The sequence below is a fragment of the Roseburia sp. 1XD42-34 genome, assembly GCF_009917385.1.
In the GTDB taxonomy this organism is placed as follows: Bacteria; Bacillota; Bacilli; order Bacillales; family Amphibacillaceae; genus Virgibacillus.
In genome coordinates this window covers 18,908-31,740 of the sequence record NZ_QWLJ01000038.1, presented here as the reverse complement: position 1 = coordinate 31,740, position 12,833 = coordinate 18,908, and the positions used below count along the sequence as shown (strand labels likewise).

The following is a 12,833-nucleotide window of genomic DNA, read 5'->3' as shown; positions in this document are numbered from 1 at the left end:
TCTATCCAACAACGTCTACCCACGTTGAAAAGGGATGAGAAAAATGAAATTAAATAAAACAAAAACTGATGACGAAATTTATTACTATGTATTGAAGTCAGGTGAAAAGCGTTATATGTATCGCCATAAATACTACGATACTTTAGGGAATAGGAGAGAGAAGAAAAAGAGTGGTTTTAAAACAGAGAAAGAAGCTCTTAAATCTCTTTTGGGAGTAAAGGCTGCATTTTTAAATGGAAACGCTAAGCAAGTAGAACACGATCAAATAACCGTATCGCATTGGCTAGATATATGGTATGCAATGAATGAAAAATCTTGGGGAGTAAAGACAAAAAAAGATAGAAAAGCGCTCATTGACAACTATTACAAACCATTATTAGGTAAATACAAATTGCTTCAAGTTGATAAAAACACTTATGTAAGGCAATTTATTAATCGGCTACACGATATGGAACTTTCGCCAAACACAATTGACCTTTACCATAATATTTTTAAGATTGCTATTAATGCTGCTGTGGATGACGAAATAATTGACAAAAACAGGGTTAAAAAAGTTGTAGTTAACCGAGAAAAGAAAAAGGACAACTTTCTAAAACCAGAGGAATTAACATTATTTTTAACCAACGTAAAAAAGCATGGCAATATTACAAACTACACTCTAGTACAACTTTTAGCTTATACGGGATTAAGAAGTGGGGAAGCCGCAGCATTAAAATGGTTAAATATTGACTTCAAAAATGAAACTGTTACAGTAGAACATACTAGGGATAAGCTGGGTATTAGGCCTCCCAAAACAAAAAACAGTTACAGGACTATCAAAGTTGACAAAGAGGTGATCGGCCAATTAAAAAAATATCGAAAATGGTGTGCTGAGGTAAAGTTATCTTTAGGAAAGAAACTTAAAGAAAACGACTTAGTTTTTATTACGCACCACGGAAGAGAAATAGGTCACTATTATCTCGGTCAATTTCTCAGTGACTTTTATAAAAAAGTTGATTCTGATGATATTTCTTTAAAAAAGATAACTCCTCATGGATTGCGCCATACTCACGCAACCACCCTTATAAGTTTAGGGGTACCACCTAACGCAATAGCTGAACGTTTAGGTAACACAATAGAGATGGTTAATAAAACATATGCTCATTTCTTTGAAGATCTAGACATACAATCAGCTATAGTATTCGGTGAATTTTTAGCAAGTGGGGCTAAAATTGGGGCTAGGTAAAATTGAATACAAATTAACCCTTATATGCAAAGGTTTAGCAAGAAACACAGGGCTTACGTTGTCTAAGTTAGAGGACACCCAGTGGAAAGATTACCGCGGTTATAAATGAAATTCGAATAAATATGAAAATGTATTAATGAAGTAACAATTAATTTGGTCTGGGAACCACACTCCATGGAGATTAAGCTTATTAGTATATTGTGCTAATTGGATAGCGATTTTTTTAACATCTCTGCTGCTATTCAAAAGCGTTTGAAGAAAAAAGATGGATTTCTCACTCGATGAATGTCGAGGAATAATATGACTTATGTGTTACTTTGCAGTATAAGGGGTACTCTAAGATGGGTACCCCTTTTCCAATACATAGAAAGAAGGAATTTACAAAGATGAATCAATTAACTGGAACTATTCAAACCATGACTGTGGAGCGAATCATTAACACGGGTTATGTGTTAAGCTATGGGCAACACGAAATTTTACTACATCATCGAGAAGCAAATAGCGAGTTAAAACCTGATCTAGAAATAGATGTATTTCTATATACGGATAAAAAAGGAAAGGTAGTAGCAACTACACAGCTTCCGCAAATAGAAATGGATGTATATGGTTGGAGCACCGTTAAAGAAGTAATCCCAAACCTTGGCGTTTTTGTTGATATAGGTACATCCAAAGATATACTTGTTTCAAAGGACGACCTTCCACTGTACGTAAAAGTGTGGCCGCAAATCGGTGACCAACTATATGTTACTTTGGGAAGAGACAAAAAAGGCAGATTGCTTGCTATTCCTGCAACAGAGCAAGTCATTTCAAGAGAAATTGAATTCGCTCCGGAAGATTTGTGGAACACCTCTATTTCCGGAACAGTGTATTTCACAAGTAAAGAAGGGGCTGCAATTATTACGCCAGATGATTATCGTGGTTTTATCCATTATACGGAACGAAAGCAAGAACCTCGTCTAGGAGAGTATGTCGAAGGAAGAGTCATTGAAGTAAAAGATGATGGGACGCTGAATATCTCCTTGCGTAAGAGAAAACAAGACAGCCTACATGAAGACGCAGCGGAAATCCTGGAACACCTCCGAGCAAATGATGGGGTTTCCCCTTTTAGTGATAAAAGCGACCCGGAAGAGATACGGGCTACGTTTCAGATTAGTAAAGCTGCTTTTAAGCGAGCTATCGGCAAATTGATGAAAGAGGGAAAGATCGAACAACGAGACGGGTATACGTATTTGTGTAAATGATTGAAAACAATATTATCCATTTGCACAAACGATATTAGTTGCTCAATAATCTTGATTAACAATATTCTGTTGCTACGTTAAAGCTGTTCATGCACAGTATAAATAACCTAGTCACGTAGAAAAAAATCCTCGGGAGTTTTTCTGTAAAGCTGATCCGTGTCTAGGCAAATCTCTAAGCCTAGCTAAAGACCTGTTTCATAAAATGGGAACTATCAAGAAATGATCGTGATACTATAATCGCTCAAGAAATGTAATTTGCTTTCCGTGATCGACTGGTGTGTGTACTACGCTCATCGCACTATGAGAGTCTCATTAACGTCTCTCCCCGAGCAAAAGTTTACGTATATTGTCCAGGCTAATTTAGAGCAGCATTCGCCTTTAATGTGAATACTTTAGTTATCCAGCTTCACCGTTTATAATTTTATTTTGATAGAACAAAGGCGCAAGCGCCCGTTTAGCAACGTAGCGACTGGAACGAAACAACTAAAGTTTTAGGAATCATGGTGAGGCACGAACCAATGATGACTTATCGTAGGGTGATTCATGAAGTTGCCTAGTTGCTGGGCTCATGTGCCGGACGTGGCTCTTCTGTTAAGTCCGTATCCCAAAAGCAACAATTTTTATACGTTCTTATCTTTCAAAAAAGAGCGGGTTTCCCCGCTCTTTTTTGTTATGCTTTTGCATGTGCAAAAGTGTCTGTCAACGCTGTAATAATGAGGCCAATCGCTGCAGCAAATAATGATGCAATGCCCCATCCCCCTAAACCAGCGCCCATAATCTCTACTTTATCGATTGCGGCAGCTAACATAAGAAATACTAAACCCGCAAGCCCTACAATAATTCCAGGAAAGTAACCTGTATAGCTGTCCTTTGATGTCGCCTTTAGCAGTATCAGACTAAGTACTACTACTGCTACTACTAATATTGCACCAATTGTAAGCACCGATTGAAACATTTCTCTCACCTCATACATAAATAGCTGCTGAATATAGTCTACAATTGAACAGATATAAAGTCAATAAGTCCAGCTATTTTTCGAAGGCGTTTTCATGAAGTACCTTTAAAATATTCTTTTCCCTGTTTTATTTCCATATACAGGGTGGAGCTTCCAGCAGTGGAAGATGTCCTTCATCCCTACTGAATGGTAGTACCATAGTGGTATGACCTAAGACCGCTTACGAAAATAGTGCATTTAAGCTGTTATCACTCACTTAGAATTGTTGCAGTACAGATGATCTAACTCTTGAAGCAGAAGCCTTACATCGCCTCGTATACGAGTTAAAATATTTTGTCCATAGTTATCCCTTCCTATCCTATGGAAAAAAGAAAACTAGTCATTACCATATGTTATATCTCTGCTTAATAATCATCCTTTAAGAAAATCGGTATAGAGAAGTTAAAAACGCTCCCCTTTCCTTTTTCACCTCAGCCCATATCTTCCCATTATGTTGTTGAATAATTTCCTTAGTGATGGCTAGTCCTAACCCATGCGCCTGTTGCTTCTGCTGGTTATTTTCTTTGTAAAAACGGTCGAATATATAATTGATTTCTGATTTTGAGATTCCTGCCCCATCATCTGCCACGCTAAAAATCACCCGATCTGCTTCTAATGCTAATCCTATCGAGATACTTCCTTCACTCGTATGTTTGATCGCATTAGATATCAAACTCGCCATAACCTGTTCCATTCTTTGTACATCAACCTCAACTAACCATTCACCAGTATCCAAATGTCTATCCATCGCCCATTGATAATCCAGTTCCGCATTTTCTACATCTAGTTTAAACTGATTACAAAGATGGACAAACAACTTTTTTAAAGAAACAATTTCCTGGGAAAATGAAACATTACCCGATTCTAATTGAGCAAGGTCAAACAAATCCTGAACGAATCAATATAATGCTAGTAACCTCGTTTAAATCACTTGTAAATAAGCGGTTTGGTCTCGTCTATCTAACACTAAACCGTCCAGTATTACATCGACATACCCCCTCTTATACGGCAGTGCTTGAATTGGTTGACAAATACTAAATTCGTTTCGATAATAGATGGGATGAGGTCTTTAAAAACCCATAAAGGAGAAATCTGCTTATCATGACTTACAAAACACTATTCTTGGATATTGACGGAACCATTTTAACACCGGATCATACGTATACCCCCTCTACAAAAGATGCCATCCAGCAAGTCCAGAGGCAAGGTATACTTGTTTTTATTTGCACTGGAAGACCATTACATGAAGTGACAGAGCTAGGGGAAGATTTAGGCGTAGAAGGGTTCATAGGCTATAATGGAGCATATGCGCAATATGAAAACAACATTCTTGTCGATAAACCAATGGATCAAGCTACATTCGAACAATTTCTAGCTCTAGCTAAACAAAGTGACCACGAATTAGTTTGTTATACGAAAAATAAAAACTATTTCACTTCACTTTCAAGCCCTGTAACCCGAGAATTTGCTGAAGTGTTTCAGCTAAAAAACAATTATCTCTTAACAGAAACCGTTCATAATCAAATCCTCGGCTCATCCATCATCAATGTTCAACCTAGCCAAGTACAAGCTTATGAAAACTTAAATCCAGACTTTCATTTATCGGAAGTAATCGTAAATGGGATTTCTAACTGCTATGACATCATTCGTCAGCAAGTTAATAAAGGAGAAGCAATCAAAAAAGTACTCCAATATTTGGATATTCAACCTGAACAAGCGATTGCTTTCGGTGATGGAATGAATGATAAAGAAATGCTACAAGTGGTAGGAGATGGCTTTGCAATGGGGAACAGTAACCCAGACTTGTTTGCTTATGCCAAACACCGAACTACTTCTGTAGAAGACGCTGGCATTTATAACGGACTTAAACAACTTGGGCTCGTAAAATAAAATGAGATACATTCTGTGGAAGACGATATAACCACAGAATGTGTTTTTGTATAGATACCGTTAAAGTGGTAATTGCCTGTAAGAATGGGAGTGCTTAACTTTTTCCCTTCTAATTTCAATAACTCACAACGCACCTATCTGTATGAGTTCATGCCACTTTGTGTACACAGCATTTTTACTTGGACAATAATATAAAGAGCCTTCTAGAGCAGAAAGCCTCCATAAATTAATGCACCACTAATGACAAACGCAGGGTGTAATTTGAACTTTTCCATCAATAAATAGCTGACAACAGTTAAAAATGCTGTTTGGAAGAATCCTATATTCGCATAGGATTCACCAAAAAAGCGCCAGGCCATAATACCTAGCAGAACCCCGATTACTGGTCTGACATATAGTGTCATCCGTTTTACTTTTGGCGAGTCTTTGTATTTATATAATACGCTTAGTAAAATAAGAATCAAAAGTAAGGAGGGCGCTACAGTCGCAAACACACCGACGAATGCTCCTAGCGGTCCACCGACCTCATAGCCGATATACCCTGCCATTTTTGTAGCAATCGGTCCAGGCAAGGAATTACCAAGCGCTAAAACTTCACTAAATTGTTGTACATCCATCCATCCATAACGAGAGACGACTTCATTTTCTACTAGTGGGATAGAAGCAGGACCTCCGCCATAGCCTAATATTCCAGGAATAAAAAAAGCGAGAAATATTTCCCAATAAATCATGAAGAATCACCATCTCTTTCAGAAGGAGGTGCTTCATCTTCTTTACCACCTATCTTTACAAGTGCCAAAATTAATAATGCTCCGATGAGAATTCCCGGGTGAAGATGCAATATTTCCAACAAAATGAAGACGGCGATTAACATGATTATTGTTGAAAACCACCCCATACCTTGGCCAGCTTTTTGAATAAATTGCCACGTCAAGACCGCAAGCATGACCCCGACAACTGGAATAACTGCAGCTGTCATTCCATGCACCCAATCATATCCCTTCATAGATGAAAGCGAAGATAACAACAAAATCATCAAAAAAATAGTAGGTAAAGTTGTCGCTAACACCGCATTAAGCATCCCCAGAACCCCAGAAACACGATAACCAATGTAACCAGCAAGTTTTGTAGCAATAGGTCCGGGCAATGTATTTCCAAGTGCTAACAAATCACCAAATTCTTCATCACCCATCCATTTATATTTATCGACTACTTCTTTATGAACGAGTGGAATAGAGCTAGGACCACCGCCATAGCCCAATATACCAACTCGAAAAAAAGCTATAAAAATATTCCAATGTAATTTCATATTTCACGTACCTTTTTTTAAAATTGTGTACCTAAACAAACGTAGTAAATTAACCGACGTGGTCGAAGAAAATAAGTACTTTTAGATATAGTTAAACTTTAATCAAATGGAGTGTTCTTGATCTCTTCACTGATGGTTAATTAGTGCTGCAAAAGCATAACCGTTCTAATAGCAAGTAAAAGAATTAGATATTTGACTTGCAGTAGGACCTTTCCGCTTATCCTCTTGGAGTTGCCACGTAGCATGAAGAGACCGCAACATTTCCCGTTACTTGAGGGGAAAAAGGGCTATATACATCTGAATTCGCTCATCCCTCGCATTGTCTTGCTCGCTACACAGACATAGGCTCTTTGTACTCAGCAAATCATGCTCGATACAACGATGTAGGCAATCGCCACTCGCATAACCTCGCCCGATACTCCAACATAGGCGCTCACTACTCGGCAAAATCGCGCTCGTTTCAACACCTAAGACGCTCATTTCAAACGAAAAGTCACCCACTCAGACCATCAAAATCACTCCCCCCTAGCCTTAAATAATGGCTATTTTAATACAAAATCTCTATAATAAGAACCAAACTACTCAACCCACACGATAAAGATCAATAGGCCCATAAAGCATCCTAACGCTCCAATATCCGTTCTATAATTAACTTCAACTAACCGACATTATTAATGGGAATAGCTGGCAATATCTATATTCCACTGTTTGTAGTTAAACAGAATCATTGCTTTAAATACATAGCTTAAGCATTCTATTTTCCGATTACCATGCTGCAATCGTGCCATCTGTTCTCGACTCTGTTCCACCAACTAATACACCAGTATCTGGGTTCCTCCAAATAATTTGCCCTCTTCCGAAGTTGTTCGGCTCTAGTTGAACCTGAACCTCGTGCCCTTTTTCAGCTAATTCCAAAGCGATATGATGCGGAAAGCGGCCTTCCACTTCTATTCGCTTATCCTTCATCCATTGCCAGCGCGGGGCATCTAATGCAGCTTGTGGATTCAATTGAAAGTCAAGCGAATTCATGATAACTTGGACATGTCCTTGAGGCTGCATAAATCCTCCCATCACCCCAAATGGACCAATTGGCTGATTTTTTTTAGTCATGAAGCCCGGAATAATCGTGTGGTACGTCTGTTTACCTCCAGCAAGTGCATTTACATGAGAGCTATCCATGGAAAAATTATGCCCTCGATTTTGCAATGCAATACCTGTTCCCGGTACCACCAAACCAGAGCCAAATCCCATATAATTACTTTGTATAAATGATACCATATTCCCTTCTCGATCAGCCGTAGCTAAATAAACCGTACCACTAAGTGCAGGCTCCCCAGCTTGTGGTTGCATTGCGTGGTCTTTTATTAATTCCCTACGAATGGCACCGTATTCCTCGCTTAGCATTTCATTCACAGAATATCTCATGAATGCAGGTTCAGTTATATGCTTTTGACCGTCTGCAAATGCAAGTTTCATAGCTTCAATCTGCTTATGATACGTTTCTACACAATCCTTTTCAACAAATTGAAATCCCTTTAAAATATGGAGTGCCTGAAGTGCAATAATCCCTTGACCGTTTGGAGGTATTTCCCAAATATCGTAGTCCCGGTAATTAACATGTATTGGATCCACCCATTCTACATGATAATTAGCTAAATCATGCCCATTTAAAAATCCACCACTTTGTTCAGAAAATTGCGCTATATGCTCTGCTAATTCTCCATGATAAAAAGATTCACCATAACTATTGGCAATTTTTTGTAACGTATTAGCGTGATTCGGTGAATGCCATAATTCACCAGCTACAGGTGCCCTCCCTTTAGGAGCAAACGTTGCAAACCATTCTCGGTATATGTTGTCAGTAAAATGTTGCTTATAAGCTTGATAAGCTCTTTTCCAGAACCTGCTTAATATCGGCGATACCGGAAAACCCTCTCTAGCATAGGTAATAGCAGGCTGTAACACTTCTTGAAATGACAGCTTACCAAACCTTTTCGATAATTCAGCCCATGCTCCCGGAGCACCAGGCACCGTAACCGGAACCCAGCCATATTTTGGCATCTCCTCATACCCTAATGCTTTTACGGCTTCAATGGAGATACTTTCAGGTGATTTTCCGCTAGCATTTAAGCCATGCAGCTTCCCTTTTGTCCAAACTAATGCAAAAGCGTCGCCTCCTATCCCATTCGATGTTGGTTCCACCACAGTCAGACAAGCTGCCGTTGCAATTGCAGCATCAATGGCATTTCCGCCTCTTTTTAATATTTCGAGTCCTACCTGTGAAGCCAATGGCTGAGAAGTTGCCACCATCCCCTTCTGTGCATACGTAGCTTGTCGTGGGACAGCATATGGGTATGTTTGGTTTTGAAAAAAATCCATAGCTAATGAGCTCCTTTTCTACGATAGTTAGAGACTTTCATACTTACTATTTTTAAAAACAGACCCATCATTTTTAACGTTCATTTTCCAGAATGGTATGTGTGAAAATTATATATGTATTATAATTTCAAATCGAAATCCATTTAGAAGCTAAAACTCTGTATTTTCTTTAAATTAAATAAATGATAATAAACATTTACACAGTTGTCAATACTAATCAATAACAAAAATAAACTTTTAACAGCGAAATTTAATCTATATACAACAATATGAAATAAATGACTTTCATTTTGTTATTACATTTTATTGTGAATAGTACTGTTTATAAAATCCCCTCTCTAAATACTAGACATAAAACAGGAGTACTCTTACTAAACATCTTCTACAAGATAATTTTCTTAGATAACCGTTTTTGTTAAACTAGATACAGATACAAAATAAAAGAGTAGGAGTATCTTATATGAAATTGGATCATATTGACAAGAAATTATTAGCAGCTTTAACTGAAGATGGAAGGTTATCATACGTAGAGCTTGCAGAAAAAGTTGGGTTATCCCGGGTAGCGGTAAAAGACAGGATTCAAAATTTAAAAGATAAAGGCGTTATTGAAAAATTTTCTGTTGTGATTAACTCTGAAAAATTTGGCAAGCAAGTTTCGGCTTTTTTTGAAGTAGATGTGGAACCTATGCAATTACAGGAGGTTGCGCAAAACTTAGCAGATAACCCTCAAGTAGCAAGCATTTATCAAATGACAGGTCCCAGTACATTGCATATGCATGTTCTCGTTGAAGACTTTCAAAAATTAGAAGTTTTTATCAATAAAGAATTATACTCGGTGAGTGGTATTACTCGTGTAGAGAGTTCGATTATTTTAAAACGTTTTAAAAGCAGGACTGGCTTCAAACTGTAGGTTCTTCAATGGATTACTAGCTAATCTGACTAGAGAGCGTTGCAGCGACAAAGGTGCAAGCGCACGTTTAGCAACGTAGCCAATGGAACAACTCAGCGAAGATAAAAGCACTTTGGTGAGAGAATGAACAAATGATGACTTATCGTCGGGCGCATTTCTAAACTCGTCTAGTTGCTAGGCGATGGAGTCGGACGTGATTAGTCGGTTATTTCGTTACCCACAAGCACACTTTCTTATCTTCTTAAAAAAGACATTTCATTTTCTACCAAATGCCTACCAATCGTTCAGCGTCTTGGAGAGTTGTTATAATACGCTCCTTCACCCTGTCTAAATTATTTTAGTCACCGTTTTAAATTTCTTGTGATTTTTCTAACAACCTTTAATTAGATGGAAAGAGGCTATCTTATGTTTGATCTTCTTGTCATGATGCTAGAGCGACTCGGCATTATCGTGATGATTGCATTTTTACTAACGCGATTACAATTTTTTCGCAATATGATTTCCAAACACTCCTTAAGCCAAAGCCAACAATATAAGGCGATGCTATTTTTTGGGTTGTTTGGAATAATTGGTACGTATACAGGACTTATTTTTAATACTGGCACTTCCGAAATCGAGCGTTGGCGCATTGGTATTGAACCAGATGAAGCCATTGCAAACTTTAGAGTAATTGGAGTAGTAGTAGCAGGACTTCTAGGTGGATATAAGATTGGTTTGGGAGCAGGAATTATTGCTGGTGTCCACCGCCTCTTGCTTGGGGGCTATACTGCACTTAGCTGTGGTATAGCTACGATCATAGCAGGTATCTTCTCGGGGTATTTTCACAACAAACAACGCTATCATTCGTTACCTAAAGTATTTACAATTACAGCAACCGCAGAAATTATTCAGATGTTGCTTATCCTCTTGTTATCAAGACCATTTGTGAAGAACGTCTCACTAGTAGAAGTTATTGGGCTGCCTATGGTTATTGCAAATGGGCTTGGTGGAGCACTATTTATGCTTATTATTCAAGTAGTCGTTAAAGAGGAAGAAAAGGTTGGAGCTAGCCAGGCCCAATTAACCTTACGTGTTGCTGATAAGACATTAGTTCACCTAAGAAAAGGACTTCATGAAAGAACAGCTCAGGCAGCCTGTGACATATTATACCAAGAGATGGATGCTATTGCTGTATCCATGACGAATGATAAGGTAATTTTAGCGCATGTTGGTTTAGGTGATGACCACCATAAACAAGGTAATCAAATTCAAACACAAATAACGAGAGATACGATTCAATCAGGTAAACTAATCGTTGCTTCGGATCAACAAATTCATTGTAGTCAAGATAATTGTCCTTTAAAGGCAGTTGTTGTGGCCCCCTTAAAGCAACGCGGAAAAACCATTGGTACATTAAAATTTTACTATCGTTCCAAGGAAGATATTAATCGCTTGGTAAAGGAAATGGTAAGCGGGCTTGCCAAATTGCTAAGCAACCAATTGGAAATTGCTCGAGCGGAAGAAGCGTTGCAATTAGCAAGAGAGTCAGAAATAAATGCACTACAAGCACAGATCAGACCACATTTTCTATTTAATACATTAAACACAATTACTTCGCTTGTGCGAATTGATCCAATGAAAGCAAGAAAATTGCTTGTATCTCTATCCCATTTTTTAAGACAAAACTTAACCGTAACGACCGAGAAGGAAATTACGATTGAGCAAGAATTAAAGCATGTCCAGGCTTATTTGGATATTGAGCAAACACGTTTCCATGATCGACTGCACGTTACCTATCACATTGATGAAAGCTGCTTACAGGAAACCGTTCCTCCATTAATCCTGCAACCTATTGTGGAGAATGCTATGAAACACGGGTTAAAAGATAAAAAAGAAGCTGCACATATTCATATACACATTTCAAAAGAAGGGCAGTCTATCCAGATAGCTGTAACAGATAACGGAAAGGGAATACAAGAAGAACAAATCCAACTTATTGGAAAAAGAGTTGTTTCATCCAACATTGGAACAGGGATGGCATTATACAATATTAATCGCCGACTTACTATGAAGTTCGGCGAACAAGCTCAATTAGTTATTACTAGCAAAATAAACGAAGGAACTAGTGTTCAATTTTTAATTCCAGCTAGAGAATACCATATGGAGGAAGAGTCATGAAACGTATAATAAAAGCATTAGTCGTTGATGATGAAAAATTAAACCGGGAAGAGCTAATTTACTTATTGGCTGCTTATCCTAAAGTAGAAATTGTTGGTCAAGCAAACTCTGGAGAGTCTTGTATTATAGAAGCGATGAAAAAGAAACCTGACCTTGTTTTTCTAGATGTAGAAATGCCTGGAATGGATGGGATGGAAGCAGCAGCTTCACTCATGGAATTGAGGCATCCGCCTTTATTAGTATTTGCTACGGCATATCCTCAATTTGCTGTTCAAGCCTTCCGATATGAAGCGGTCAATTATTTATTAAAACCATATGACGAAAATCAGTTAGAGCAAACAATTTCTAGAATTGAAAAAATGTTATTTGGTCCGGAAGAAAGAGAGCAGGAAGCTGCTAATAAATTAGGCATCGAAAATGAAGATGGCGTCTTTTATGTGGATCCAACTGAAATCCTCTACGTGCAAAGCATAGAGAAACAACTAAAAATCGTTACCAAATCCAATGCATTTTATACCAAAAAAACATTAAAGGGTTTGGAGCAGCGATTAAATGCCTTTCATTTTTTTCGTATTCATAAAAGTTATTTAGTTAACCTAAATTACGTTAGTCAACTTACTCCATGGTTTAATGGTGCCTATAATTTACATATAGCTGGAAGAGATGAACCTTTACCAGTTAGTAGAAATTACGTAAAAGAATTACGTGACCAGTTGGAGCTTTAATTT

General features: G+C 38.0%; 11 protein-coding genes. 6 read left to right on the top strand and 5 right to left on the bottom strand.

From position 1 onward, the window contains the following. Positions 1-43 precede the first annotated feature (43 nt). On the top strand, positions 44-1,225 hold the full coding sequence (locus D1839_RS16185; protein ID WP_120380877.1) for a site-specific integrase: 1,182 nt from the start codon (positions 44-46) through the stop codon (positions 1,223-1,225). 386 nt (positions 1,226-1,611) lie between these two features. Continuing rightward, complete coding sequence (locus D1839_RS16180) at positions 1,612-2,466, top strand: CvfB family protein (RefSeq protein ID WP_120380903.1); 855 nt, start codon at positions 1,612-1,614, stop codon at positions 2,464-2,466. 670 nt (positions 2,467-3,136) lie between these two features. Here D1839_RS16180 and D1839_RS16175 read toward each other — a convergent pair. Continuing rightward, a complete protein-coding gene (locus tag D1839_RS16175) occupies positions 3,137-3,421 on the bottom strand; it encodes a hypothetical protein (protein ID WP_120380876.1) in 285 nt (94 codons plus the stop codon). A 418-nt stretch (positions 3,422-3,839) separates the two neighbouring features. Next, positions 3,840-4,346, bottom strand: a complete 507-nt coding sequence (locus D1839_RS16170; RefSeq protein ID WP_120380875.1) for a sensor histidine kinase — start codon at positions 4,344-4,346, stop codon at positions 3,840-3,842. 215 nt (positions 4,347-4,561) lie between these two features. On the opposite strand from D1839_RS16170, the gene D1839_RS16165 reads away from it, so the two are divergent. Then, positions 4,562-5,350, top strand: coding sequence for an HAD family hydrolase (locus tag D1839_RS16165; protein ID WP_120380874.1), 789 nt, complete (start codon positions 4,562-4,564; stop codon positions 5,348-5,350). A gap of 203 nt (positions 5,351-5,553) precedes the next feature. Here D1839_RS16165 and D1839_RS16160 read toward each other — a convergent pair whose 3' ends face one another. The 3 genes from D1839_RS16160 to D1839_RS16150 form a co-directional block, all read right to left on the bottom strand. Further along, complete coding sequence (locus D1839_RS16160; RefSeq protein WP_120380873.1) at positions 5,554-6,081, bottom strand: chromate transporter; 528 nt, start codon at positions 6,079-6,081, stop codon at positions 5,554-5,556. Then, positions 6,078-6,659, bottom strand: a complete 582-nt coding sequence (locus D1839_RS16155; RefSeq protein ID WP_120380872.1) for a chromate transporter — start codon at positions 6,657-6,659, stop codon at positions 6,078-6,080. Before D1839_RS16155 ends, D1839_RS16160 begins: the two co-directional genes overlap by 4 nt. A 765-nt stretch (positions 6,660-7,424) precedes the next feature. Further along, positions 7,425-9,038 (bottom strand): gamma-glutamyltransferase family protein, encoded by a 1,614-nt coding sequence (locus tag D1839_RS16150; protein ID WP_120380871.1) that lies wholly within the window; start codon positions 9,036-9,038, stop codon positions 7,425-7,427. A gap of 460 nt (positions 9,039-9,498) precedes the next feature. Here D1839_RS16150 and D1839_RS16145 point away from each other — a divergent pair, with 460 nt between their 5' ends. The 3 genes from D1839_RS16145 (at position 9,499) to D1839_RS16135 (ending at position 12,830) form a co-directional block, all read left to right on the top strand. Continuing rightward, positions 9,499-9,948: an Lrp/AsnC family transcriptional regulator gene (locus D1839_RS16145; RefSeq protein ID WP_077301772.1), complete on the top strand. Its 450-nt coding sequence runs from the start codon at positions 9,499-9,501 to the stop codon at positions 9,946-9,948. Positions 9,949-10,353: 405 nt separating this feature from the next. Beyond that, positions 10,354-12,105, top strand: a complete 1,752-nt coding sequence (locus D1839_RS16140) for a sensor histidine kinase (RefSeq protein ID WP_120380870.1) — start codon at positions 10,354-10,356, stop codon at positions 12,103-12,105. After that, positions 12,102-12,830, top strand: a complete 729-nt coding sequence (locus D1839_RS16135; RefSeq protein WP_120380869.1) for a LytR/AlgR family response regulator transcription factor — start codon at positions 12,102-12,104, stop codon at positions 12,828-12,830. The genes D1839_RS16140 and D1839_RS16135 overlap by 4 nt, the downstream gene beginning before the upstream one ends. Positions 12,831-12,833: the final 3 nt, after the last annotated feature.